This window comes from Geotalea sp. SG265, assembly GCF_022808985.1.
Lineage (GTDB): Bacteria > Desulfobacterota > Desulfuromonadia > Geobacterales > Geobacteraceae > Geotalea.
In genome coordinates this window covers 1-24035 of the sequence record NZ_JAKZFT010000024.1, presented here as the reverse complement: position 1 = coordinate 24035, position 24035 = coordinate 1, and the positions used below count along the sequence as shown (strand labels likewise).

The 24035-nt window shown below is 55.6% G+C and carries 27 protein-coding genes; 4 read left to right on the top strand and 23 right to left on the bottom strand.

Annotated elements, in window-relative coordinates; all coding sequences use genetic code 11:
- The first annotated feature begins 14 nt into the window (after positions 1–14).
- From ML541_RS18145 to ML541_RS18130, 4 genes are read left to right on the top strand one after another with little or no spacing between them, the layout of a single operon-like run.
- Complete coding sequence (locus ML541_RS18145) at positions 15–1034, top strand: ABC transporter substrate-binding protein (RefSeq protein WP_243375257.1); 1020 nt, start codon at positions 15–17, stop codon at positions 1032–1034.
- Between the two features lie 3 nt (positions 1035–1037).
- Complete coding sequence (locus tag ML541_RS18140; protein ID WP_243375255.1) at positions 1038–1817, top strand: ABC transporter ATP-binding protein; 780 nt, start codon at positions 1038–1040, stop codon at positions 1815–1817.
- Positions 1818–1825: 8 nt separating this feature from the next.
- The gene (locus ML541_RS18135) at positions 1826–2740 is read left to right on the top strand and encodes an ABC transporter permease subunit (RefSeq protein ID WP_243375253.1); all 915 of its coding nucleotides are present in this window, start codon (positions 1826–1828) and stop codon (positions 2738–2740) included.
- Positions 2741–3319: a GNAT family protein gene (locus tag ML541_RS18130; RefSeq protein WP_279342572.1), complete on the top strand. Its 579-nt coding sequence runs from the start codon at positions 2741–2743 to the stop codon at positions 3317–3319. It begins immediately after the preceding gene.
- Between the two features lie 41 nt (positions 3320–3360).
- On the opposite strand, the gene ML541_RS18125 is transcribed toward ML541_RS18130, so the two are convergent.
- From ML541_RS18125 to ML541_RS18015, 23 genes are all read right to left on the bottom strand, one after another.
- Positions 3361–4140, bottom strand: a complete 780-nt coding sequence (locus tag ML541_RS18125; RefSeq protein ID WP_243375247.1) for a class I SAM-dependent methyltransferase — start codon at positions 4138–4140, stop codon at positions 3361–3363.
- 1 nt (position 4141) lies between these two features.
- Complete coding sequence (gene selD / locus ML541_RS18120) at positions 4142–5161, bottom strand: selenide, water dikinase SelD (protein WP_279342573.1); 1020 nt, start codon at positions 5159–5161, stop codon at positions 4142–4144.
- Positions 5141–6340, bottom strand: a complete 1200-nt coding sequence (locus ML541_RS18115) for a cysteine desulfurase family protein (RefSeq protein ID WP_243375241.1) — start codon at positions 6338–6340, stop codon at positions 5141–5143. Before ML541_RS18115 ends, selD begins: the two co-directional genes overlap by 21 nt.
- A gap of 111 nt (positions 6341–6451) precedes the next feature.
- Positions 6452–7105 (bottom strand): DUF1638 domain-containing protein, encoded by a 654-nt coding sequence (locus ML541_RS18110; RefSeq protein ID WP_243375239.1) that lies wholly within the window; start codon positions 7103–7105, stop codon positions 6452–6454.
- A 2-nt stretch (positions 7106–7107) separates the two neighbouring features.
- Positions 7108–8196 carry a uroporphyrinogen decarboxylase family protein gene (locus tag ML541_RS18105; protein ID WP_243375235.1) on the bottom strand — a complete coding sequence of 363 codons (1089 nt, stop codon included), beginning with the start codon at positions 8194–8196 and terminating at the stop codon, positions 7108–7110.
- A gap of 138 nt (positions 8197–8334) precedes the next feature.
- The gene (locus ML541_RS18100) at positions 8335–8739 is read right to left on the bottom strand and encodes a NifB/NifX family molybdenum-iron cluster-binding protein (RefSeq protein WP_243375232.1); all 405 of its coding nucleotides are present in this window, start codon (positions 8737–8739) and stop codon (positions 8335–8337) included.
- Positions 8740–8753: 14 nt separating this feature from the next.
- Positions 8754–9347, bottom strand: coding sequence for a flavodoxin family protein (locus ML541_RS18095; RefSeq protein ID WP_243375229.1), 594 nt, complete (start codon positions 9345–9347; stop codon positions 8754–8756).
- On the bottom strand, positions 9344–10162 hold the full coding sequence (locus ML541_RS18090; RefSeq protein WP_243375224.1) for an ABC transporter permease: 819 nt from the start codon (positions 10160–10162) through the stop codon (positions 9344–9346). Before ML541_RS18090 ends, ML541_RS18095 begins: the two co-directional genes overlap by 4 nt.
- A gap of 8 nt (positions 10163–10170) precedes the next feature.
- On the bottom strand, positions 10171–11247 hold the full coding sequence (locus tag ML541_RS18085; protein ID WP_243375212.1) for an ABC transporter permease: 1077 nt from the start codon (positions 11245–11247) through the stop codon (positions 10171–10173).
- Between the two features lie 129 nt (positions 11248–11376).
- Positions 11377–12264 carry an ABC transporter ATP-binding protein gene (locus tag ML541_RS18080; RefSeq protein WP_243375209.1) on the bottom strand — a complete coding sequence of 296 codons (888 nt, stop codon included), beginning with the start codon at positions 12262–12264 and terminating at the stop codon, positions 11377–11379.
- Between the two features lie 172 nt (positions 12265–12436).
- Complete coding sequence (locus ML541_RS18075) at positions 12437–13783, bottom strand: nitrogenase component 1 (RefSeq protein ID WP_243375205.1); 1347 nt, start codon at positions 13781–13783, stop codon at positions 12437–12439.
- Between the two features lies 1 nt (position 13784).
- Positions 13785–15293 (bottom strand): nitrogenase component 1, encoded by a 1509-nt coding sequence (locus ML541_RS18070; RefSeq protein WP_243375203.1) that lies wholly within the window; start codon positions 15291–15293, stop codon positions 13785–13787.
- Positions 15294–15388: 95 nt separating this feature from the next.
- A complete protein-coding gene (locus tag ML541_RS18065) occupies positions 15389–16450 on the bottom strand; it encodes an ABC transporter substrate-binding protein (RefSeq protein WP_243375199.1) in 1062 nt (353 codons plus the stop codon).
- Positions 16451–16488: 38 nt separating this feature from the next.
- Positions 16489–17280 (bottom strand): ABC transporter permease, encoded by a 792-nt coding sequence (locus ML541_RS18060; protein WP_243375197.1) that lies wholly within the window; start codon positions 17278–17280, stop codon positions 16489–16491.
- A 23-nt stretch (positions 17281–17303) separates the two neighbouring features.
- Positions 17304–18203 (bottom strand): ABC transporter permease, encoded by a 900-nt coding sequence (locus ML541_RS18055; protein WP_243375194.1) that lies wholly within the window; start codon positions 18201–18203, stop codon positions 17304–17306.
- 30 nt (positions 18204–18233) lie between these two features.
- Complete coding sequence (gene cysK / locus ML541_RS18050; protein WP_243375191.1) at positions 18234–19175, bottom strand: cysteine synthase A; 942 nt, start codon at positions 19173–19175, stop codon at positions 18234–18236.
- A gap of 29 nt (positions 19176–19204) precedes the next feature.
- Entirely contained in the window at positions 19205–20083 is an 879-nt protein-coding gene (gene nifH, locus ML541_RS18045) for a nitrogenase iron protein (protein ID WP_243375189.1), read from the bottom strand.
- Positions 20084–20098: 15 nt separating this feature from the next.
- Entirely contained in the window at positions 20099–20284 is a 186-nt protein-coding gene (locus tag ML541_RS18040; protein WP_243375186.1) for a YezD family protein, read from the bottom strand.
- 30 nt (positions 20285–20314) lie between these two features.
- Positions 20315–21190, bottom strand: coding sequence for a radical SAM protein (locus ML541_RS18035; protein WP_243375182.1), 876 nt, complete (start codon positions 21188–21190; stop codon positions 20315–20317).
- A 160-nt stretch (positions 21191–21350) separates the two neighbouring features.
- Entirely contained in the window at positions 21351–22178 is an 828-nt protein-coding gene (locus ML541_RS18030) for an AAA family ATPase (RefSeq protein WP_243375180.1), read from the bottom strand.
- A 36-nt stretch (positions 22179–22214) separates the two neighbouring features.
- A complete protein-coding gene (locus ML541_RS18025; RefSeq protein ID WP_243375177.1) occupies positions 22215–22370 on the bottom strand; it encodes a YezD family protein in 156 nt (51 codons plus the stop codon).
- A gap of 36 nt (positions 22371–22406) precedes the next feature.
- The gene (locus ML541_RS18020) at positions 22407–23420 is read right to left on the bottom strand and encodes a sulfate ABC transporter substrate-binding protein (RefSeq protein ID WP_279342571.1); all 1014 of its coding nucleotides are present in this window, start codon (positions 23418–23420) and stop codon (positions 22407–22409) included.
- Between the two features lie 360 nt (positions 23421–23780).
- The coding region (locus ML541_RS18015; protein WP_243375174.1) for a transposase at positions 23781–24035 on the bottom strand (255 nt) is incomplete at its 5' end.

Here is a 24035-nt window from a genome sequence, read left to right as displayed (position 1 = left end):
CAAGGAGGCCCAGAATGGAAAGAAAGGTAACGATGAAGAATCTGCTGGTCGGACTGGCGACGTTAATGGCAACGTTCGCTACAACTGTAGCTCCGGCTGCGGCAGAGGTTAAAGAGGTCAGGCTGGCCAAGCAGTACGGCCTGGGCTATCTGCCGCTGATCGTCATGGAGGAGCAGCGACTTATCGAAAAACATGCCAAGGCGGCCGGCCTGGGGGACATCAAGGTCACCTGGGCGACCCTCGGCGGTGGCGGTGCGGTGAACGATGCACTTCTTTCCGGAAGCGTCGATTACATCTCCAGCGGTGTCGCTCCATTGGTTGTGCTCTGGGGTAAGTCGAACGGTGCTGTCAAGGGGGTGTCGGCGCTGATATCGACACCGAACCTTCTCAATACCAATAACCCGGCCGTGAAATCAATCAGGGATTTTACCGACAGGGACCGCATCGCGTTACCGACAGCCAAGGTTTCCATCCAGGCGATCATCTTGCAGATGGCGGCTGCCAAGGAGTTCGGTCAGGGAAATTACGCCAAGCTGGATAAGCTGACGGTGACAATGAAACACCCCGATGGCATGGCGGCGTTGCTTTCGGGAAAATCAGAGATCACAGGGCACCTGACCAGCCCCCCTTTCATGTTCCAGGAGCTCGATAACAAGCGGGTCAGGACCGTGCTCAATTCCTATGATGTCCTCGGCGGCCCCCACACCTTTAACGTCATTACCACCACAAAGAGATTCCACGACAATAATCCGAAAACCTACGCGGCGGTCTTCGCTGCGCTGGAAGAAGCGATTGCCTACATCAACAAGAACAAGCGGGCCGCCGCCGAACTGTACAAGAAAGCTAGTAAATCGAAGGAAAGCCTGGACGACCTGATCAGGGAGATCAATCAGCCGACAGTGGCATATACGACCACCCCGAGCAATGTAGGGAAATTCGCCGACTTCATGTACCGAACCGGCACCATCAAGGTTAAGGCCAAAAGCTGGAAAGACCTCTTTTTCTCCAATGTGCACGGCACCAAAGGAAGCTGACAAATGGCATCTGTGAGCGAAGTACCACTGCTTAAGGTCAATGGCGTTACCTTGCGCTATCGCATAGAGGAAAAGACCGTAACAGCCACGGAACGGGTCGGATTTCGCATAGAACAGGGTGACCGGGTCGTATTGTTGGGGCCATCGGGCTGCGGCAAGTCAACCTTGCTCAAAGCGGTTGGCGGATTTCTCCACCCCAGCGAAGGAAGTATCACCTTGAACGGCAGGCGAGTCGAGGGACCGGGACCTGATCGTGTCATGGTCTTCCAGGAGTTCGACCAGTTGCTTCCCTGGAAAACGGTGAAGGAAAATGTCATGTTCGGCCTGACTGCCAGCCGTACTTTGTCGAAACGGGAAGCGGCTGAGCGGGCACTGGAGTCGATCCGCACCGTGCACCTGGAAAAATTCGCCGATGCCTATCCTCATACCCTTTCCGGCGGAATGAAACAGCGGGTGGCCATTGCCCGGTGCCTGGCAATGAAGCCGGACATAATCCTGATGGACGAACCGTTTGCCGCTTTGGACGCCCTGTCGCGCCGACGCATGCAGGATGAACTGCTTGAACTGTGGAACGAAAATCGATTCACCATGCTCTTCGTAACCCATTCAATTGAGGAAGCCTTGCTTCTCGGCAGCAGAATTGTCGTCATGTCCCCTCATCCCGGCAGAGTGGCGGAAATATTGGAAGCGGAGCAGTTAAATGAAGCCGCTGGTTCCCATCCGGAAATTTCCGAACGGATAAAGAGGGTGCTGTTCCGGGATGCGCCGGAATATGTGATTTAGGAGTCATTATGAAACGAAACGGCATTGAAGCTGGGCTGACGGCGAATGGAAACCTGTTACCGGTGACAGAAAGAGCCGCGCAAGACAACCGCCTGATCAAGAAGCTGTATAAGCTGTTCGATTATGTATGGCTGCGCCGTCTGGTACTGCTGGCAGTGCTATGCTGTCTGTGGGAATGGTATGCCACCCGATTGGCCAATCCCCTCATGTTCCCGACTTTTAGCGCCACCATTAAGGCACTGGCTCATGCCGTTGCCGGCGGTGGCTTGCCAGGCCGCATTGCCACATCATTCAGAATTTTAGTGGTTGGCTATGGCATTGGCGTTCTCGTGGCAGTGTTTCTTTCAATGTTGGCTGTGGGAACGCGGATTGGCACCGACCTGCTTGAACTCTTCACTGCCATGTTCAATCCCTTGCCCGCCATTGCTTTGCTGCCCCTTGCATTGCTCTGGTTTGGGCTCGGCAATGGCAGTATCACTTTCGTCCTGGTTCATGCAGTACTCTGGCCGGTGGCCCTGAGCGCCCATGCCGGTTTTTCCGGGGTCAACACCACCATCCGCATGGTAGGCCGGAATTACGGACTGACCGGCATCCGCTACGTGCTGGCAATCCTCATCCCGGCGGCATTTCCGGCCCTTCTCACCGGATTGCGCAATGGCTGGGCCTTTGCCTGGCGGACTCTGATTGCCGCAGAATTGGTATTCGGCGTCAGTGCAGGCAATGGGGGGATCGGCTGGTTCATTTATGAGAACAAACAGCAACTGGAGATCCCTTCAGTCTTTGCCGGGTTGATCACGGTAATAGCCATTGGCATCGCCGTCGAGAACCTCATTTTTGATCAGATCGAACGGCGAACGGTTTTGAAATGGGGAATGAAAAGCGCCAGACAGGTGACACCCGGGACGGTAAAATCGGCAGTCTGAATGAAAGCACTGATAGGAAAAACAATTCAATTAAGGCCGATTATGGCATCGGATGGTGCCGCTCTCGTTCAGGCCGCTGCTGACGGTGAACTGTGGAACCTGCCGTTTACCGTTGTTCCGTCGGCAGAAACGGTGGATGCCTACATCCGGACTGCCCTTGAAGGACAGGCAGCCGGGACGGTCATGCCCTTTGTAATCGAGCTTCTCCAATCGAGACAGGTTATAGGCACCACCCGCTTCTGGAAGATCGACCGAAAAAACAGGAAGCTGGAGATTGGTCATACCTGGTTATCGGCTTCCTGGCAAAGGACCTGCGTCAATACTGATGCAAAGCTCCTCATGCTTCGGCATGCCTTTGAGGGATTGGACTGTGTCCGTGTGCAGTTTACTACTGACGAAATAAACATAAACTCACGGAAGGCGATTCTTCGCCTTGGGGCGAAGCAGGAGGGTATTGTCCGCAACGAGCGCATCATGCCCGATGGGCGAAAACGAAACTCGGTCCGCTTCAGTATTATCGATGAAGAATGGCCTGAGGTTAAGCTCCTGTTACTGGAAAAGCTGTCCCGATATCCTTAGCCTTCACATCAGTCCGGGTTCCACTGTCTTATTTCTGGTCATCATCCACGCGGCTCCGCAACGAAAACAGCAGTACTATGGGTCATGGTCAACCGCCCGTCCCTCCGGAAAAGCCCCAATCCCTCTCTGTCGGTTTCAAGAGACTGCACTATCAGATCGCGGGCCATTTGTTGATAAATGCTGGGGGCGCCGGTAGTTGCCAGCCACTCATCCACATCCTGGTACTGCTCGTAGCGATTAATGTCCAGGACTGTCAGGTCTTCCCTTTCCATCATGGACTGTATTTCGGACCTGGCATAAACCTTCACCTTGGAGGGGGTACGGAGCTTCTCGATGCGGTTGTGCAGCTCCCGAGTGTGAAAGTCTTCTGCGGCAACGCGATCGATAAGGACGATGCGCCCATCAGGTTTGGCGACCCGCTTCATCTCCCTGATGGCGCGCTGTGGATCGGGAAAGTAATGAAAGGCCAGCTTGCAGGTGACAATGTCGAATGAGTGGTCGGCAAAGGGTAAGGCTTCACTGTCGGCCAGATGAAAAGAGGCATTGACTAGGCCCTGTCGCTTTGACTCCTGTTCAGCGGCAGTAAGCATGGACCGGCTCAGATCAACACCGGTGGCACTTGCTACCAGTGGAGCGAAGCAGCAGACCAACAGTCCCGCTCCGCAGGCCACGTCAAGAGAGCAATGCTCGGGACGCGGCGCGGCCAGATCGACAATCAGATCGAGCAGGCCGACCTCGGCCATGGGGCTGTTGCTCAGATAATGGTGGGCCACCGAGTCGAATTGCTGCTGAACCGATTCTTTTATTGCGTGGTCATCCATGTTACGCCTCGATCCTGATCCGGTTTTCCCGATCCTCGACAATCTCACCGATCTCCGCCACCACCGGCACCCGGCGCAGGGCCAGTTCGGACTTCAGGCGTTCAACGTCATCTGCGCCGACCGCTATGAGCAGTCCACCGGAGGTCTGGGCGTCAGCAAGGACCAGCAAGGCTTCTTCGCTTACTCCCGCTGCCGGCAGCAGTCGCTCCCGGAGAAACTCCAAATTTCGCCTGCTTCCCCCTGGCGCAATTCCCTGGCGTACCAGCGGCCAGGCCTCTTCCAGCACCGGCACCTGCGACAGGCTGATCACGGCACCGATGCCGCTCCCCCGCACCATCTCCGAGAGGTGGCCGAGAAAGCCGAAGCCGGTGATATCGGTGCAGGCATGTGCATCCACGGTGGCCATGGCTTCGGCCGCCCCCTTGTTTAACGTCGCCATGATCTCCGTTACCTCTTTCACCGCCTCTTCGGGAACCTTCCCCTGCTTCATGGCAGTGGTGATGATGCCGATCCCCAGCGGCTTGGTGAGAATGAGGCGATCCCCCGGCCGGGCACCGGCATTGCTGATGACCTTTTCCGGATGAACGATGCCGGTGACCGCCAGCCCGTATTTCGGTTCGGCATCCTTGATGGTGTGGCCGCCAATAATGGCGATGCCCGCCTCGGCGGCCTTGTCGGCGCCACCTTGCAATATCTTCGCAAGCACATCCAGCGGAAGCGTATCCGAAGGGAAACCGGCAATGTTGAGGGCAAAGAGCGGCTTCGCCCCCATGGCATAGATGTCCGACAGTGAGTTAGCGGCGGTGATCTGACCGAAGGTGTAGGGATCGTCCACCACCGGGGTGAAGTAATCCACTGTTTCCACAATGGCCAAGGTGTCGCTCAGACGGTAGACGGCGGCATCGTCGGCGGTCTTCGTGCCGATGAGTACATTGGGATCGGTAATGCTGGGTAGCTGACTCAGCACCTGAGCCAGGTCCTGGGGACTGAGTTTGGCAGCTCAGCCGGCGCAGGAAGCCAGGGCAGAAAGGCCGGTCTGTTGGTGATTGTGGGTAATGCCGCCACGGATGCCGCGTAGCTCCTTGACCCGGGCCGCAATGATCTCCGCTGCCCGGTCCACTTCTTCTGCGGTGGTGAGGCGTCCCAGGCTCAGGCGGACGGCGCCGAAGCCTTGTTCCAGCGAAGTTCCCATAGCCTTCAGCACACCGGAAAGCTCGCAGCTGCCGTCATGGCAGGCAGAACCGGTTGAGGCGGAAATCTCAGGGGTGCGAGCAAGGAGTTCGGCGCCGTTTACCCCGGCAAAGCTCACATTGAGGGTATTGGGCAGACGACTGGTGGGGTGGCCGTTCAACAGCACATCCCCCGCCAGTTCCTGCAAACGGGAATGGAAGCGCTCCCGCAAGGTGAGAATCCGCTCGCTCTCCGTTGCCAGACGCTCAGCAGCAAGCTCCGCTGCCTTGCCCAAGGCGGCCATGTACGGGACGTTTTCCGTCCCGGCCCGACGGCCACCCTCATGCCCCGCGCCATGCAGGTAGGGATCAATCTTTACCCCTCGCCGCACATAGAGCGCCCCCACCCCCTTGGGAGCATAGAGCTTGTGGCCGGCAATGGAGAGGAGATCCACCCGTAATTCATCCACCCTGGTCGGAATTTTCCCCACCGACTGGGCGGCATCCGTGTGGAGCAGGATGCCGCGCTCCCTGGCTATGGCACCTATTTCCGCCAGGGGCTGGATGGTGCCCACCTCATTGTTGGCGTGCATGACGCTGATAAGGATGGTCTGGTCGGTGATGGCCTGACGCAGCTCTTCCGGATCGATAAGCCCTGTTGTGTCAACTGGCAGGTAGGTAACGGCAAATCCCTGTTTTTCCAGCCACCGCAGCGGATTGAGCACCGCCGGGTGTTCGATGGAGGAGGTAATGATGTGGTTACCCCTGTCCCGGTTGGCCATGGCGGTACCGATCAGGGCCTGGTTGTTGGCTTCGGTGCCGCCGCTGGTAAAGACCACCTCGGTCGGCTCGCACCCCAAAAGCGCGGCAACCCGCTTTCGCGCCGTTTCCACCCCCTCCTTGGCCTTTCTGCCGTAGGGATGGCTGCTGGACGGGTTACCGAAGCCTTCCCGCAGATAGGGCAGCAACTCCTCAACCACCAGTGGATCAACGGGGGTGGTGGCGTTGTAATCAAGGTAGATGGGTTCCATGAAGTCTCCTCCCAGTAAAAATCAGGCGTGAAATGTGAAGGAATTTGCGTGCAGAGTAACGGAACAAAACAGAACCCTCATCACCAACTATACCTTCTCGTTGATGAAGTATTACGCAAAATCTGCTTCGCGTATGGGTTGATCAGGCCCAAGGCAGAGGAAACCGTCACCATCCCAGGGGCCATTGACGATGCGCTGCAACCAAGCCTGCCGGCCATTCATCCGGCTAAACCTGAGGCCAATCAGCCCTGCCAGCTCTTCGGCAGTGACCTGGTGCTCATCCTCCCGTGGGTGACCGGTACGAATAAAAAGCAGCCGCGTATAGGCGTCGAACATCGTCCCCATCACCCGTCTGGCCTTCTGTTCGCCGTATTTTTCCAGCACCCGCCGATATTCGGAAAAGATGTTCCTCTCCCCTTCTAGCCAGCCTGACGAAAGAAAAAAGGTACCCTTTTCCTCGGCAATGAGGCTCTCGTGGGTATAGCTCGAACCAAGCAAAAGCGGGATACAGTCATGGGCCAATGGTACAGACAGCGGCACCGGAGCTTTCAGGCCGGCAACTGCTCCACCGCAGAGGCCAAAGGCCAGGACCACCCGCTCAATATCACTGCTTTCCCCCACAAGGCGTTGCAGTTCTTCCCGCAGCTTCTCCGGCCAGCGGTGCAGGCCCGTCGAAACGAAGTGAAAATCCACTGGTTGCCCCGTCGGAATCGCCAACAACTCTTCTTCCATCACCTGACAGGCTATAATGCGGGTCACCGCCATGCCTATGCAGCCTGGCTGATCTGGAAGCGCTGAGGATCCAGTGGCCAGCGTCCATAGTTTCGGGCCGCTTCCACCAGGGCATGGATATTTTCCGGAGGGGTGTCGATGGGAAGGCCGCAGCCCAGGCCAAGGATGTAGCCTTTGGGGTTGTCCCACCCTTTGGCCAGGCATTCCCGGGCGTTTTCCCGCACATCGTCGGGCCTGCCCAGATACATGACCGCCGTAGGCCTGATATTACCCAAGATGGCAACCCGGTCCCCCACCTGCAGCTTGGCTTCGGCAATATCAACCGCATCGTCGAGGCTCAGCACCGAAACGCCCGTGTCTGCCATTTCCGGCCAGATTTTGCTGGTATTGCCACAAATGTGCAGCGATGGCGCAGCACCGGCAATTGATTTGATGGCGGCAGCCACCTCCGTTAGATAAGGCTGGGCAAACTCCCGAAACTGCCTGGGGCTGATCATGGTACCCGATGCGGTAGGATCGGCCAAGCCGATGCGGGCGCCAACTTCGATTGCCGCCCGGGCAAACCGGATAATGCTGTCGGTTGACAGGCGCAGCAGTCGGTGGGCGAATTCCGGGTTTTTGTGCAGATCGCGCAGGAACTTTTCCGTGCCGCGGATGCTGGCGGCGGTGGTGAAGGGGCCGGAGGTTGTCATGTTCAGTCCCACCTGATCGCCGATCTCTTTAAGCACAATTGTCGCTGCCTCCAAGAAAAGCGGCAGCCTTCCGTCACGCTCCGGATCGGGCACCTTCAGCCCGTCTAAGTCAGCCTCCACCTTGACCACGTTCTCAGCCACATAAGGGGTCGAGTCGGGGAAGGCAATCTTGCTGCCGATGGCTTCGGCAATGCCGGTCAGACCGGGGCCGGTATTGACGTTGTCGGCGCCATAGCGGCGCCATGCTTCCACCTGCCCCTTGGCCATGAGTTCAGCCGAGTTATTATACTCACCGACCGTCACCCCGATGACCCGCGCCGCATGATCGCTGATGAGCAGATTGACCGGAATCCGGTCATAGGGCTGGCCAGTCAGGGCGGCAATAGTCCGCTCCTTTGAGGTCATTGTTTCTTTAAACGGTCCGCCAGACATGGGTTCTCCTTTTATTGGCAAATTCTTACGCCGGGTCATTACATCAAAAAACACTGCAAGGTCCGCAGCTGTGGCGACCGAACGAACGGACGAAGTCGCGGCAGCCGGCACCGCAGACAAAGCATCTCAGCAACGCCACTAACTGCACGATCTGCCGTTTGCCCCGCCGCACGGCCCGCATCCCCCGCTTGGGCCACAGGAGCTGACCCCCGGAATATGCGCCTCGAACAACTTGCGCCGCTTGCCATAGGCAGTGAGGGCCTTGGCAATGGACCCATTCAGATTAAAGGCCTTGATACCCTTCTCCTGCAGTGCGGCAGAGGAGCCGGGACCAACCTGGGCGGCAAAGACCGCCTGCACATCACCCAGCTGATCAGCGGCACCTCCAGGGGCATGGGCACTGCAACCGGGGGTGACCTGCCTGGTCTCCACCTGACGGTGACTGCCGTCATCCTCAACTTCATAGATTATGAAGCGGGATGCCTGGCCGAAATGTTCGTTGATTGTCTGACCATCTGACGATGCAACCGCAACGCGAATCATGGCGATCTCCTCCTTTACCAGTTCCTCTCATCGTTGCTGAAAACGTTTTTTGCGACTGTCTCTGCCTGCAGGACGAACTCGGGGCGTTTACCGGCGTCCCCCAGTTCAGCCACCCCGTAAGCCCTGATCAGGTGGGTTTCGGCAAAACCGACCCGCTTGAAAAAACGGTCATAGCGGGGAAAAACATCTTCGAAAAAGGTGGAATCCGGCTGCCCCTGGGTCTGGACAAAGACCAGCTTTTTTCCTCTGCGCAAGCGGCTTGGATTGAGTGCGGTGCGATAGTCAGGGGTAAAAAAGGAAAAGGCCCGGTCGAAGAAGGTCTTGAACTGGCCGGTGACATCCCCGAAATAGACCGGCGATGCCAGCACAACCACCTCCGCCTCGGCCACCGCTTCCAGCACCTTGGTCAGATCATCCTCTAGGATACAGGTGTCCCTGGTGGTTTTGCAGGCATAGCACGCCTGGCAGCCACGGTAGGAGAGATCGTTGAGATGATAGACGCTCGCCTTCTTTCCATGTTTGGCGGCCTCATCAAGAAAGCGCCGGGTTAGGGTCGCGCTGTTACCTGACCGCCGGGGACTGCCGACGATTGCTACAATATTGCTCATGGTGCTTCCTCCTGATAAAGATTGACGCGCTTAGGTTCGTGCGTATCGCAGATGTCAAGCTCGCCGGTGTTGGTCCAGATCACCGTCCTTCTTTCCAGCAGTTTCAGCAGTAGATCGGTAATGACCGCCAGAGCGGTTATTACCACTGCCCCGGCGAATATGCGCTGTACATGGTAACTTTCCTGGCTCTGCACCACCAGCCATCCTAAGCCACTGCTGGCTCCCATCATTTCCGAGGCAATGAGCATGATAAAGGCATACCCTGCCGACAGTCGGAGGCCGGTAAAGATGGCAGGAGCGGCAGCCGGCAGCACTATCCTGAAAAAGAGCGAGCCGCGCCCCAAGCCAAAAGACCTGGCTGCCTTCACCAGTTGCGCCTCCACATCCCGAATGCCGGCGATGGTGCTGAAGGTGATGGGCCAGATGCAGAGCCAGCCGATGATAAATATCTTTGCCCCCTCACCGATGCCGAGAAAAAAAATGATGATATGGGCGAGAATGACCGGGTTGGCCTGGGCAAAGAGCTCCATCAGCGGCTCCACTCCCTGCTGCAGGCGGGGAAACCAGCCACCCAGGAGCAGTCCCAGTGGGATGCCGACCAGCACTGCTGCCGTCAGCCCACTGAAGGCACGCTGCAGGCTGATCAGTGTATGGGTCGGCAGCTCGCCACTTTCCAGCAGACCATTTATGGTCACGACAACCTGCGAGAGCGGCGGAATAAAGAGCGGATCGATGATTCCCAGTCGCGGCAAGAGCTCCCATGCTGAAAGCGCGATACCTACGGCAATAATTCGTTTGACGATCAAGCTTTTCATACGTTGACCTAGTGCTCCTCTTCCATGGTCATATCGGACATGTCCAGGTCGCTTCCACGCCCTTTACTTGGCACAGAGGTGCCTCCATGATGCATTGACCCGTGACCGCCGGCTGCAGGGCCCCCGGGAGCATCCTCAGCCATGGTTTGGTGACCATGATGTCCTGTGTGCCCCCCTTGCGCTGAGGCCCTGTTGATCTTGTCCACCTGAAAGCCGCCGATAACCAGTGCCACAAGTACGGTGCAGGCAAAGGCAATGCTTGCCGCTTTTCGTGGTCGCCAAGCCAATTGCGCCGGTTCGCCACTCAGCTGGAACATGGCCTCAAACTGCCAGGGGAAAAGCCCTCTCTCCAGGTACCGAAGAAAACGACTGAGGAGAAAACCAAGCAGAATGATAAAGGCAGCGCCGGCATAGATGCGCGGTATCTGATAGTTCATAGCCGAGTTGTGTACCAGCCAGCCAAGCCCGGCCCCGGCACCAAGCATCTCTGCCGCAACGAGGATATAGAAGGTCAGGCAGGCGGCAATCCGGATACCGACAAAGATTGTGGGAAGGGCTGCCGGCACAATGACCTTCAGCAGCATCTCTTCTGAGGATGCCCCCATGGAGACGGCAGTCTTTACCAGGATCAGCGGCACCTCTCGGCTCGCGGTGATAGTGTAGAACAGGACCGGCCAGAGACAGACCCAGGCCACTACAGCGACCTTGGCAGTCTCACCGATGCCGAAGAACAGAATGAAGACCGGCAGCAGGGTAAAGGGGTTCACCTGACTCAGGACACGTAACAAGGGGTTGATGGTCTCGGCGAGATCCCGGTAGTAGCGGCCTAGCACAAGGCCAAGCGGCAAGCCCAGCGCGAGGGCCAGAAGCAGGCCGGTGACACCTCGCCAGATGCTGACCAGCAGGTGGATCTGCAGCGCTCCTTCCTGGAACAGCTCGCAGACCTCGACCATAACGGTCGAAAAAGCGGGAAGGAAATCGGGATCGATCCACTCCAACCGGGGAGCTAGTTCCCATAAGAGGAGAAATACTGTCAGGCCCGATGAGCGGAGCAGGTGGTCTCTAAAACTTTGAGGAAATTCCATGAATCACCCATCGTTAAAGCTAAAAGAAGTCGTACTGCCAAAAGAAGAATAAGGTTGGGGGAGGGTATGGACCGGCGACCACCCTCCCCCGCCCCCTCAACAGTGGAGGGGATAGCAATAACAAAACAATTACAATTCCGCCGACGGTGAAATGGCATCGGCAACGGGGCGGCTGTCGATTGCTCCCCGCACCTCGGGCTGATGGTTCTGAAGCAGCTCCCAGATCTTGTGCCGCACCCAGCCAAATTCGGCGGAAGAACGGATGTCGCTGTTGGTGCGCGGCCGTGGCAGGTCAATTTTGACAATCTCTCTCAGGGTACCGGGATTGGCGGTAAGCACCGCCACCCGATCGCCAAGAAATGCCGCTTCTTCAATGCTGTGGGTGACGAAGACAATAGTCTTTTTCGTCTCTTCCCAGATGCGCAGCAGTTCATCCTGGAGGTTTTCCCGGGTCTGGGCATCAACGGCGGCAAAGGGTTCATCCATAAGCAAAATGTCCGGATCGTAGGCCAGAGCCCGGGCAATGGCCACCCGTTGCTTCATCCCCCCCGAGAGTTCATGGGGGAAGCGGTCGGCAAAGCCATCGAGCCCGACGAGCTTAATGAAGCGGTCGCTGATCGCTTTCCGCTCTCCTTTGGGCACCTTCTTGATCTCCAGGCCGAACTCAACATTCTGCCGAACCGTGCGCCAGGGAAACAGGGCATATCCTTGAAGTACGATGCCCCGGTCCAATGCCGGTCCGGAAACTTGCTTCCCATCTATATAGACCGCGCCGGAGGTGGGATGGGCAAGGCCGGCAAGAATGTCCAGCAGTGTTGACTTCCCACAACCAGACGGGCCTACCAGCACCAGAAATTCCCCTTTTTTCACCTCCAGGTTGATGTCCTCGAGGGCGATAAAATCCCGCGCCGGCTCCGTCCTGGTCCGCTTCAGGTGAAAGACCCAGTTGATGTCCCGAACCACAATCTTGGCATCTGCCGATGCCGCGTCTTTATAATTATCTGCAACTGTTCCCATAGTGATTGCTCCTGAGGTTTGTTTTTTGCTGGCACAACCTCCAAGGCTACAGGACGCCGGATTTTGTGTCAGGGCAAGGCTGTCGAGGGAATGCGCGGAGGCGTAGCGGAAGCTACGTCGCACAAGCAAGCCCGAAGACTTACGCAGCCCTGGTGCAAAAGCGGGCGTCCTCCTAAAGAGGACCGCCGTATTTGTATGCTACGTCTTCCATCAGGGCTAATCCCCCCCGATATCCCGCATAGGTGCGATCGACAATCAGCCGGTCGTAGACCGGGAAGGCAACACTTACCTGCATGGCGCTCAGCTCATCTACGGCGATATGCTTCTCCAGGGAGCTGGCCAGTACCAGCTGCAGGGTGTGTTCCCGCAGCAGCAGCCGGATCTTGTGGGAATCGATCTCGAAATGGACCTGAGGTTTGACCGCGCTTTCCAGCCCTTCCGTCAGGTGGTTGATTATCTCCTCTCGATACTCCTCCGGCGGGTCATCGGTAACGACCACCACCTCCGGCAACCATCCCAGCTCATTACTCCCATAGCGGGTCAGGCCAATGGCTGTCCCCGTGTCGGCAACAATCGCGGTGTACGCATGGGGAAGCGCCATCATGGCGATGTCGGCCATATATTCGGTAAAGCGATAGGCACGATGTTCTTCGGCGGCAATGACTTTTTCCACTCTGGTGCGTCGCAGTTGCAGCCGGCGGACCAGGAAACGGAGAAATGCCGATGTGTCCTTGGGGCCGACCGGTACTGACGGTATCACCACAAATGGGGTGCCGAATTTTTCTTCCAGCTTTCGGGCTGGGTTGATCCCGGACCAGGGGGAGAAAACCAGGTTAAGCTCGGCCGAAGGGATGGATTGCAGCGCCTCCAGCCCGTCATTTTCGGTGAAGATCATATTTGCCTGGACTCCGATCTTCTCCAGCAGGTTTTTGATGGTCTGCAGGTTCCCCTTCCAGAACACATGCTGGTAGGGAACAATACCCAGGATGTTGACCCGTTTGCGCACCACCGGCTGCGGCGTCAGCAGCTGGTCGATCACCGCCTCCAGATACTGCTCATACCCCTTGTAGGAGTTGCCGATAAAGCCCGCCGTATTCACGTGGATAACCGGCGCGCCCCCCCGGTATTCCTTGACCACGGCCCCTACGTCATCGCCGATCAGAGCAGGCACACAACCGGAAATGACCGCGTAAAGGCTGCCGCGGACCAGCTCGGTGGTGGTTTTGATCAGATCGCGCAGCTTCTCCTCACCGCCGAAGACGGCGTGTTCTTCCACAAGACAGGAACAGGGGGTACTGGTGTTGCCGTTGGGACCGGCGCCGTTCAGGCCGGCCCCGAAATTCTGACCGAAGTTCTGGGACATACCGCAGCCGGCCCCCGAATGGAGAATGGGCACAGCACCGAAGGTGGCAAGGGTGGACATGTAGGCCCCCCCGAGGGCACAGGAAAAGCGCGGCGCCTCCACAACTCCCGGGTAAAAAGTTTCTTCCTTGGTACGTAACGGCGTAACGGTACCCATCCTATACCCCCTTCTGTTTGGTGAAATGAAGCGGATCTGGCTGCTCATACCACCAGTCTTTATATGAATCGGGGGTCTTGGCCAGCATCGTCTTCTGGAAAGCCTTGTTTTTCAGGGACTGCAGCAGGAAGTTGCCATAGGCAATTGCTCCTTTGTAGCCCGCCTGGGCGCTCCACTGCCGCGCATCGCCCCGCAGGGCATGAATGCGGGTAGCCCCCTTTTCCCGCTTATAGGCACTTCCCTGGAATGGACAGGTCAAGGCCACATCCGGATCGTACTTGCGGGTGATATGGGCAAGTTCCGCTGCCTGGAAGGTATTTACCAGCACGTCGAAATCCCCCGCCTGGTCGATGATCCCCTGAACCTCGTCCAGTACCAGGTTGTCGAAATCCTGGATGATGGCTGCCGGCGAAGAAACTCCGATCTCCTCGAAGTAGGGCACCTGGGTAAGCAGCCGCCCCTGGCCGAGGGAACCTAGGATCTCCACCTTTTCCCCATTGGGCTTGATGGAGGCAAACTCGTTCTGAATCTTCTCCATCTGGGGGAGCCATTTTTCCCGCTCCTCCTTGATCAGCACCTCCACTTCCTTCTCTTTTCCCGTATAGCGGGCAATGGTACGCAGCCATTCGTCGGTGTGGTCGATCCCCACCGGCGACGGATACATGAAACAAGGGACGCCGAATTCCTGTTCGAGGCCCCGTGAGAGATAGTCAGTGTAGGTGGGGCATATGGGAGCGGTCACTGCCGCCGCGCCAAGAATCTCGAACTGCTCCACCGTGGCAAATTCGGGTATGAAGTTTGGACGAAGGCCGATCCTGTTCAACAACCGGGTGATTTCCTTACGGTCCTGCCAGGTGTAAGAGAGCATGCTGGCGATATTGACCAGGTCGGGCTGCTTCGGGATGTCTTTCTTCACCAAGTATTTAAGGATGCCGTGCCAGAAGGCATCATAGGCGGTCTGGATGATGCGTGAGCGGATTCCTTCGCAGTGTACCGGAACGATAGTGGCATTGATTTCCGGCTGGACCTCCGCCACCACCCCTTCGATGTCTTCCCCAATGATGCCGGAGGTGCAGGAGGCGAGAACGAAGATCGCCTTCGGCTTGTAACGCTCCTCGGCTTCCCTGATGGCAAAACGAAGCTTGTCGGCGCCGCCGTACACCACGTCCTTTTCATCAATATTGGTTGTCAGCCAGTGGAGATCGAAATCTGCAGGACGCCCTTCGCTCAAGGGGATACGGCGGTATACCTCCCGATAGAGGAGCGACGTTGAAGAGCAGCCCACCGGGGCATGGACGATCATCACCGCATCACGGATGGTGACCACCCGGGTCGTCAGGTAGAAATTGAGCACACAGCCGGAGGACTGCTGGAACTCACGTTCCTTGTTGGTCAGGGTGCCGTTCCGGGCTTCCTGGACCAGATCGCTCGCTTTGCCGTAATAGGCATTGACGGCACCGGCCCGTTGTTCGCGGTTGGGGCAGGTATTAGCTTTAAGATCTATGGACATTGTCTCTCCTCCTTATGGAAAAGTATGTTCTATGAATCCGCCGGCTCGTTTCCCCAACGTCACCGCAACCTTGGACGACAGCTACTGCCTCAGAGTTATTTCTTTTTGCTCCGCTCGGCCAGGACTTTCAGATTGATCTTTTCGATCTCGTGGGTGATGAGATTGGCCGTAGTCACCCTTCCCTTGGGAATTACCTTGTTTTCCTCCAAGTCTTTGATCCAGGGAGCGGAGAGTTTTTCATCGATCTTGGTCACCGTGGAATACCAGTGGTTACCGGTCACAGGCACGCCGATGGCTTCTTCCGTCAGCTTTTGGGCTTTTTTCGGGTTCTGGTTGGCCCACTTTTGCGCCTTGGTCACCGCCCGGGAGAAAGCTGCCACTTCGTTCGGATGCTTCTTGATGAACTCGTCGCGGAAGATGTAATAGGTCAGCCCTGCAGACGCCCCCAGACCGGTTTCGAAGGTGTCGGCAATTTTCCGCGCTCCCGAATCGGCCATTCCTTTGTAAAACGGTGGGTGCACCTCGGAAACATCCACCAGTCCCTGCTTCAGGGCCTGGGTGGCCTGAAGGTCGGGCATAGTCACCCATTCGAACTTGCTGCGGGGAATGCCGTACTTGTCTGCCAGGACATTGGTCTCGAAATCGGCGCAGATATTCTTGGTGATGGTGGCAATCTTGATCTTGCCAGAGATCTTCTTCAGGTCGGCGAAGGATTTGATCTCCGGGTGCTTTGTCGGATTGACATACCAGAACATATGACGCAGCTTTTCCGGTATTTTCGGATCGGTCGGCTCGATCCCCCCCTGGACGACGCCGGTTACCTGTGCGCCCCCCGCTTTGGCAACGGCGATGGTGTTGGGATGAAAGGTGCCGACGTCATTATTGCCGCGCAGAATAGAAGGTATCTGCAGGGCCGGCTGGGTCTCCCCGGTGTATTCGAGTCTGATTCCTTCTTCCGCCAGAAAACCCAGCCTGTCGGCAACTGCCCAGGGGGTAACGGAGCAATCCTTCCTGGTCCAGGTTTTGATGACGAACAGGTCCTTGCCGGCTTTTGCCTCTACTGGACGATCGGCAAAAATGCCAATACCGGTGGCAATAACGGCTGCAACGACGACGATGCCAGCCATCCATTTCTTCCTGCATGCCTTAGTGTTCATTGTTCCTCCTATAATTGGTGATCGTGATATATATCGGGTCAAGCGTGGGAATTCTGTCTCCATCCAAGCAGAGCCTTCTCCAGGAGAGAGAACACTCCGTTCAGGGCCAGTCCCAGGATGGAGATGGTAACAGTGGCGGCAAATAGCTGGGGTATCTGAAAATTGGTCTGGGCGTTCCAGACCAGCCAGCCGAGCCCACGGCTGGCGCCAATCATTTCTGCGGCGATGAGCATGAAAAAAGCTGTGCCGGAGCCCATCTTCAGGCCGTGGAATATTCCCGGCGTTGCTGCAGGAAGAATCACTTTGAAGAAGAGGGTCACGATGCCGGTCCCCATGGAGCGGGCCGATTTGATCAACAGGGGATCGATCTCCTTGACGCCATTGATGGTATTGAACAATATGGGCCAGATGCAGACCCAGAAAATCATTGCTCCTTTTGATAGCTCGCCGATACCAAGGAACATGATGAACAGCGGAAAAAGGGAGAATGGATTCAGCTGTCCCAAAAAGCGCAGCACCGGGCTGACAAGCCTCTCGATTGTCCTGAAGCTGCCCCCCAGGATAAAACCAGAAGGAATGGCAACCAGAGCAGCGGCGATAAACCCCGAAACGGCCCGCCCCAGGCTCACCCCAACGTGTCCCAGCAGTTCTCCCGCCTGGTATGTCTCCCAGAGTGTCTTGAATACCAGCGAAGGAGGGGCGATGAAGGTCTCCAACAGACCGCCGGCCTTGGGCAGCAGCTCCCAGATAATGAAAAACAGCAGCACCGAACTGCGGTCGAGCCAGCGTGACCATGAGAAAAAAGGGCTTTGCGTTGTTCCTGTGGACATAAGTACCTCCTGCAATCAGCTGGTCAGGCCACATCCGGGACGTTCTTCCAACGGGCGACACGCCTCTCTGCCCAGCATATCAGGGCGTTCAGTGCCGTTCCCAGAAGTGCAATGACGATCGCCCCCAGGTAAAGACGAGGGATAATGAAATTGACATTGGCATTGTGGATCAGCCAGCCAAGGCCACTACTGGCGCCGATCATTTCGGCGGCAATTAGCATGAGAAAGGCGACCGTTGCCCCCAAGCGAATGCCGGTGAAAATGGATGACAGCGCCCCCGGCAGCAGCACCTTTACGAAGAGAGTCAATCGGCCGCTTCCCATGGAATGGGCCAGTTTGACGAAGAGCGGATCCACCCCCCTGACTCCGGCAATGGTGGTAAAGAGCACCGGCCACAGACAGGACCAGAAGATGATGCTGAATTTGGCCAGTTCCCCGATACCGAAGAACAATACGAACAGTGGAAAGAGCGAAAAAGCGTTGATCTGGCCGAGCAGCCTGAGCAAGGGATCCAGAAAACGGGTCAGCCGCGGATACCATCCTGCCAGGATGAACCCAAGCGGGATGCCGATCAGCATGGCAATAAGAAGCCCCTGCATGGTCCGTTGCAGGCTCACCGCCACATGAATCAGCAGTTCACCTGACGAAAACAGTTTCGCACCTTCGGCAAAGATGGATGTAGGTGCCGGAAAGAACTGGGAATCGACCCACTGTAGCCGAGGAGCCAATTCCCATAGAATCAGCAAGGCAACAGCAACATAATAATCGAGAAGCCGGTTATTAAGTGAAACAAGCCACGACGGGATACCGACCTGTGGCCACCTGAGACGAACAACTAAGCCCCGTCCGGCTGTTGCAGCCCCTCCCTGTTTGACGGGTCGGTACATATACCTTTCGCTTTGTTCTGTACGTGTATCGCTCATGGTCCCCCCTATCGCGGCTATTGCGAACGGTTATTTCCTCAGCCCCTGCTCTTCGAAAAGGGGTGTGGAAAGATAGCGCTCTCCGGTATCGGGAAGCACCACCACGATCTTCTTGCCAGCATTTTCCGGTCGGGCAGCGATCTGCAGGGCTGCAAAGGCAGCGGCTCCGCCTGAAATACCGACCAGCAGTCCCTCTTCCCTGGCCAGGCGCCTGCCGATCTGGAAGGCTTCTTCGTTACGGACCTTGTAGATTTCGCTGATCACCGACTTGTTGAGCACGTCCGGGATAAAGCCGGCACCGATGCCCTGGATCTTGTGGGGACCCGGGCTGCCACCTGACAGAACCGGCGAATCATAGGGCTCGACAGCAACCACCTGCAATCCCGGCTTGCGTTCCTTAAGAACTTCCCCGACACCGGTAATGGTGCCCCCCGTACCGACGCCGCCCACCAGAATATCGATCTTGCCGTCCGTATCGGCCCAGATTTCCTCGGCTGTGGTGGCACGGTGAATCGCCGGATTTGCACCGTTCTTGAACTGTTGGGGCACAAAAGAGTTTGGAGTATTCGCTGCCAGTTCTTCGGCAGCCTCAATAGCCCCCTTCATCCCCTTGGCGCCGGGAGTCAAGACCAGTTCGGCACCATATGCCTTAAGAAGATTGCGCCGCTCGATGCTCATGGTGTCCGGCATGGTGAGGATCAGCCGGTAACCGCGGGCGGCGGCTACAAAAGCCAAGGCTATACCGGTATTGCCGCTGGTCGGTTCGATGATCACCGAATCATTCTTCAGCAGTCCCCGTTCTTCCGCATCTTTGATCATGGAAAAGCCGATGCGGTCCTTGACGCTGCCACCGGGATTAAATGATTCAAGCTTGGCGATGACATCGGCACCCAGCCCCGAGCCAATGCGATGCAGTTGCAAGAGCGGTGTCCCGCCAATGAGGTCGGTCAGATTGTTGTAAATGCGTCCCATCTTCAATTTCCTCCTGTTGATCAAAACGTTTAAATGTTCGCCGCCTTGCTGCGGACTTCACCGGTCTCCATGGCCAATAGCGTATCCGCCCATTTGAAGGCCCACTCGTGAAGTTCCTTGTCGTTCAGAGGGGTCGGTACCTTTGAGTCGGTATGGTCATAGATCTTCTGGGCTAATCCCTTGTAGACCTTGGCCTGGTCGGAATCGGGAAAGGCCTCGATAGTGGTTTTACCCTGCAGTTCGCTCTGGGTGACCGTCACTGAACGGGGCACGTATTCCACCACCTGGGTCTTGGTATGGGCGACGAAATCGTCGATAATTTCCTTGGCGTAACCGGTGTTGATGGAGTTGGCAATGACGCCCCCTAGAAGGGCGCCGCCATTATTGGAGTACTTCTGAATTCCTTTGAACAGGTTGTTGGCCGCATAAACAGCCATGAAGTCCGAGGAAGAGACAGTGAAAACATGCTCAGCGATCCCTTCCCGGACCGGAACGGCGAAGCCGCCGCAGACGACATCGCCGAGGACGTCATAAACCACCACGTCCAGATCGAGTTCTTCGAAGACCCGAAGTTGCTTCAAAAGCTCGACCGAAGTGATGATGCCACGACCGGCGCAACCGACACCGGGAGCCGGACCGCCCGCTTCGACGCAATAGATACCGTTGAAACCATCGAAAATAATCTCGTGGCTCTTGACTGTTTTCTTCTCCCGCAGGGTATCCAGAATGGTCGGAATGTACCCTCCTCCACGCAAAGTCGTCGTGGAATCGCTTTTCGGGTCGCAGCCGATTTGCATCACCTTGAGCCCCAAAGTTGACAGGGCTGCCGTAATGTTGGAGGTGGTCGTCGATTTGCCGATCCCACCCTTGCCGTAGATTGCGATGGTTTTCACTTTTTTCTGGGACATCTTCAGCTCCTTTGTTTATTGATGATCCTGCCTGTTCAGCCTGAATTTCTCCGTCTTGTCGATCTGGGCCAGTTTGCCGTTCTGCACCACCAGGGTGATTGACCCATAGCGGACCTCCTTGAGCATCGCCGCAAGGGTATTTATTGCCCAAGGTGGTAGTGGGTCCGTTCCTTTTCTGACTATCACAGGGATTTCCGTCATCTTTGCACCTCACCAGCAAGGTATTGGTTATTACACAGCACCGATAGCGGCAGCTGAACAACCACCGGCGGGCACTGCTTGATCCTGGCCGATCAGACCGATGGCATCGGCCCGGCACTGGCGACAATGGCGAAACTGACCGATGATTTTCTCGTTGGCACCTCTGACAAGTTCAAGTTCTTCGGGAGTAGGCGGCACTATGGCCGCGAAATCCGCCTGGGGAATAAGGGGCATGACGTTCATGACAAAGGCCCCCAGCGACTTCACCCGTTCGGCAATGCCCGTTATCTGGCTGTCATTGACCCCTGGAATCAGCACCGTATTCACCTTGACCGTCAGCCCCAGTTCCACCGCCTTCTCTACTCCCTCGAACTGATTGGCGATGATCAATCCCCCCCCGTCCCTGCCACTGTAGTGTCTGTCGTGGTAAAGGATTCGCTTGTAAATCCGGCCGGCTACCTCCGGGTCAACAGCATTGATGGTGACGGTCAGGCTACCCAGGCCAAGCTCGGCAAGGTGCTCAAGGGAATCGGGCAACAGGAGACCATTGGTGCTGAGACATTTGATCAGGTGGGGAAACTCGTCGCCGATCAGGCGGAATGTTTCAAAGGTTTCCTGGTTGGCTAGGGGATCACCCGGCCCAGCAATGCCGACCACCTTGATTATGTCACTCAAGTGGCTGTCCATCACGTTGCGGACCGTCTCCAGTGCTTCCTTTGGGGTCAGGATGCGGCTGGTCACCCCGGGGCGCGATTCGTTGACGCAGTCATGGCGGCGGGTGCAGTAACCACACTTGATATTGCAACGCGGTGCGACTGCCAAGTGGATCCGTCCGTTATTATGCCGATTGCCGCCAAAACAGGGATGTCCCTGAATATTGTTTCTGCCCAAGCATGGGTTCGCCATGAATGTCCTCCGTGCGGCAAAAAAAAGAGGCCAAGGAACTATTCCCTGGCCTCCGGTTTGTCCAGTGAGCCTGAAATCTTTTTAGTCTATCATTTAAATAGATTAGTATCTCAAAAATTTTTTCTTGTCAAACTGTTTTTACTGCTTTGTCGGAAAAAGTTTAAATATTTGAGCCATCTCTCACCACTCCAGTTTCAAGCTCGGAAATTATTTCTCCCCAACTTGTAGCCCAGGTACCGAGTTCACCGGCATCCAAAGGTATCGGCCGTGGCACCACCAGTGAATCAACAATGTGCCGCACCAACTTACGATACGTATAGGCATTATGCGAACTGGGAGCAGCTTCTATCAAGGTCTGATTATAGAAATCACTTACCGAGACCATTACTGAATGGGGAATATTGGCAACAATGGTGGTGCCAGTTCGTGAGACATAATCGGAAATAATCGATTCATAAAGTGGCCCCTTAAGATTGTTGATGATCACCCCTCCAAAGCGATAATTGCTTGAGGAAACCGTATTAAGCCAACGGAACAGCTCGTTCACCACATTGATGGAAGTCATGTCCCCTGAGGTCACCACCAGCACAATGGGAACTCCCTCGCAGGCAGGAGGCAATGAAAAATACGGGCCGGGTTCCCAGGCAACATCATGGATAACATAGCTTGCACCATGCTGAATCAACAGCGGAAGGTCCAAGAGAGCAGCGCTTTGTCGAGTGTGTCCTTCAATGGTGAAATCTCCGGCCTCTATGCAGAGTGCCCCTTTGTAACCCAAAGCATAACGAGGAACCACTTCCTCACTACGCCATTGAGGAACAGGGAGAAGAGCTGCACTGCCACGAATAGTTGTCGTTGCACTCCAGCGTGGATCATAGCCGATCAGGGCAACTTGCCGTCCCGCCTCGGCTAAGGCCGCCGTGATATTTGCTGCAGTGGTAGATTTGCCAACGCCTCCCTTGCCGACAACTATTATATGTTCAGCCATGGGATCCTCCCGTCATGTGCGTGCTGCAATTCGCCCTCAGCTCAGTCTGATCTTTTCACTTTTGTCTATCTGGATGACTTTGCTGTCCTGAATAATCAGGGTCACTGTGCCAAACTTGATTTCCTGCAAAGCCGCTCGTATCCTGCGTTCAAGGTCCGCATTCCATCTTTCCTGCGCCCACACATCCCCCATTATTTACCTCCTTAGATCGCCTTTCCCTTCTGTTTATTACTTCGATGAGATGTAGATCTGGTCAAATACACCTCCATCAGCAAAATGCCGCTGTTGTGCCTTTCGCCAGCCACCAAACACATTATCGATAGTTACCAGCTTTACCTTGGGGAAAACTTTGGCATATTTTTGAGCGACTTTTTTATCACGTGGGCGATAGTAGTTCTTTGCTGCAATGCTCTGCCCTTCACTGGAATAGAGATAGGTGAGATACTGTTCGGCAATCTTGCGAGTTCCCTTTCTGTCAACCACTTTGTCAACAATACTGACGGGAGGTTCAGCGAGAATACTCAACGAAGGGACGACAATCTCGAACTTGTCTTTGCCAAGCTCGTTTACGGCCAGAAATGCCTCATTTTCCCAGGCAAGCAGTACATCCCCGATACCTCTCTGAACGAAGGTAGTGGTCGATCCACGGGCACCAGAATCAAGCACAGGTACATTTTTGAATAATTTGCCTACGAATTCCTTAGCTTTTGCGTCATTGCCACCTTTTTGCTTAAGGGCGTATGCCCAGGCGGCAAGATAATTCCAGCGCGCTCCCCCTGATGTTTTCGGGTTAGGAGTAATGACCGAAACACCCGGCTTGATAAGATCGTTCCAATCTTTGATCCTTTTCGGGTTACCCTTGCGTACCAGGAAAACAATGGTGGAGGTGTATGGAGAACTATTGTTAGGCAAGCGCTTTTGCCATTCGGCCGGAATTAGCTTTGCCTTGTCGTGGATTTCGTCGATGTCATAAGCCAGGGCGAGAGTAACCACATCCGCCTCAAGACCATCAATCACTGCACGAGCTTGCTTCCCCGAGCCGCCATGGGATTGTTTGAAACTGATGTCTTCACCTGTTTTGCTCTTCCAATAGTTTGAAAAGGCAGCGTTGTACTCTTGATATAACTCTCTGGTTGGATCATAGGAGACGTTGAGAAGGTTTACTTGCGCGAATGCTGCAGCGGGGAGCATAAATGAGATAACCGCCACGAGAAATACTTTGGTCCAAGATGCTGTTTTCATGTTTAATCCTCCTTTTGATTTTTAATTGATCGTTTTGATAGACTAATAGGTTAAAAATTTTTTTCTGCTGCTGAGATCCTTATTTTGAGTAATGTACTATTTTATCTATCAATTTAATAGAGTATATAGCATGCAATTCGCTGCGTCAACTTTTTTTAAAATAAGTCTCGTTCTTCGGTGACCACTTCAATTCTGCACAAAGCCGCCTGATCTTCGGCTGCCTGGTCATCGGTCAATAAATTCAACTTGTTACATTTCTTCAGGGACAACTACCTATTGAGCGAAGCAGTGGAAAACCTTCACAGAAAACTTGGTAGTGTAAAGAGTTTTTCGCTTTTTTCTTAGCAGTGCCTGTTTCGGTTAGATTACCTCGGCCACTTCAAGTTTCTGGTTCAATTCCTGTTCTTTGAGAAGATCGATATTAAGGTACCGCTTTGTCCCCCATTGTGTTCCAGCTATGTGACGGAGCCGCGCAGCACAAAGCATCAAGGCTGAATGGCCATCTGGGAAAGCGCCAACGACTCTCGTGCGCCTGCGGATTTCTTTCATGATCCGTTCGAGGGCGTTGTTGGTCCTGATGCGGATTCTATACTCACGTGGAAAGTCGTAGTAGGT

What these genes read in the sequence shown, in the direction of transcription:
- ML541_RS18100 (WP_243375232.1), bottom strand. Translation starts at nt 8,739, where the DNA reads ATGATTCGCGTTGCGGTTGCATCGTCAGATGGTCAGACAATCAACGAA.
- ML541_RS18095 (WP_243375229.1), bottom strand. Translation starts at nt 9,347, where the DNA reads ATGAGCAATATTGTAGCAATCGTCGGCAGTCCCCGGCGGTCAGGTAAC.
- ML541_RS18115 (WP_243375241.1), bottom strand. Translation starts at nt 6,340, where the DNA reads ATGGAACCCATCTACCTTGATTACAACGCCACCACCCCCGTTGATCCA.
- ML541_RS18075 (WP_243375205.1), bottom strand. Translation starts at nt 13,783, where the DNA reads ATGGGTACCGTTACGCCGTTACGTACCAAGGAAGAAACTTTTTACCCG.
- ML541_RS18065 (WP_243375199.1), bottom strand. Translation starts at nt 16,450, where the DNA reads ATGAACACTAAGGCATGCAGGAAGAAATGGATGGCTGGCATCGTCGTC.
- ML541_RS18070 (WP_243375203.1), bottom strand. Translation starts at nt 15,293, where the DNA reads ATGTCCATAGATCTTAAAGCTAATACCTGCCCCAACCGCGAACAACGG.
- ML541_RS18090 (WP_243375224.1), bottom strand. Translation starts at nt 10,162, where the DNA reads ATGAAAAGCTTGATCGTCAAACGAATTATTGCCGTAGGTATCGCGCTT.
- ML541_RS18105 (WP_243375235.1), bottom strand. Translation starts at nt 8,196, where the DNA reads ATGTCTGGCGGACCGTTTAAAGAAACAATGACCTCAAAGGAGCGGACT.
- ML541_RS18080 (WP_243375209.1), bottom strand. Translation starts at nt 12,264, where the DNA reads ATGGGAACAGTTGCAGATAATTATAAAGACGCGGCATCGGCAGATGCC.
- ML541_RS18130 (WP_279342572.1), top strand. Translation starts at nt 2,741, where the DNA reads ATGAAAGCACTGATAGGAAAAACAATTCAATTAAGGCCGATTATGGCA.
- ML541_RS18020 (WP_279342571.1), bottom strand. Translation starts at nt 23,420, where the DNA reads ATGAAAACAGCATCTTGGACCAAAGTATTTCTCGTGGCGGTTATCTCA.
- ML541_RS18060 (WP_243375197.1), bottom strand. Translation starts at nt 17,280, where the DNA reads ATGTCCACAGGAACAACGCAAAGCCCTTTTTTCTCATGGTCACGCTGG.
- cysK (WP_243375191.1), bottom strand. Translation starts at nt 19,175, where the DNA reads ATGGGACGCATTTACAACAATCTGACCGACCTCATTGGCGGGACACCG.
- ML541_RS18135 (WP_243375253.1), top strand. Translation starts at nt 1,826, where the DNA reads ATGAAACGAAACGGCATTGAAGCTGGGCTGACGGCGAATGGAAACCTG.
- ML541_RS18085 (WP_243375212.1), bottom strand. Translation starts at nt 11,247, where the DNA reads ATGGAATTTCCTCAAAGTTTTAGAGACCACCTGCTCCGCTCATCGGGC.
- ML541_RS18140 (WP_243375255.1), top strand. Translation starts at nt 1,038, where the DNA reads ATGGCATCTGTGAGCGAAGTACCACTGCTTAAGGTCAATGGCGTTACC.
- ML541_RS18145 (WP_243375257.1), top strand. Translation starts at nt 15, where the DNA reads ATGGAAAGAAAGGTAACGATGAAGAATCTGCTGGTCGGACTGGCGACG.
- ML541_RS18125 (WP_243375247.1), bottom strand. Translation starts at nt 4,140, where the DNA reads ATGGATGACCACGCAATAAAAGAATCGGTTCAGCAGCAATTCGACTCG.
- nifH (WP_243375189.1), bottom strand. Translation starts at nt 20,083, where the DNA reads ATGTCCCAGAAAAAAGTGAAAACCATCGCAATCTACGGCAAGGGTGGG.
- ML541_RS18025 (WP_243375177.1), bottom strand. Translation starts at nt 22,370, where the DNA reads ATGGGGGATGTGTGGGCGCAGGAAAGATGGAATGCGGACCTTGAACGC.
- ML541_RS18030 (WP_243375180.1), bottom strand. Translation starts at nt 22,178, where the DNA reads ATGGCTGAACATATAATAGTTGTCGGCAAGGGAGGCGTTGGCAAATCT.
- ML541_RS18055 (WP_243375194.1), bottom strand. Translation starts at nt 18,203, where the DNA reads ATGAGCGATACACGTACAGAACAAAGCGAAAGGTATATGTACCGACCC.
- ML541_RS18110 (WP_243375239.1), bottom strand. Translation starts at nt 7,105, where the DNA reads ATGGCGGTGACCCGCATTATAGCCTGTCAGGTGATGGAAGAAGAGTTG.
- ML541_RS18040 (WP_243375186.1), bottom strand. Translation starts at nt 20,284, where the DNA reads ATGACGGAAATCCCTGTGATAGTCAGAAAAGGAACGGACCCACTACCA.
- ML541_RS18035 (WP_243375182.1), bottom strand. Translation starts at nt 21,190, where the DNA reads ATGGCGAACCCATGCTTGGGCAGAAACAATATTCAGGGACATCCCTGT.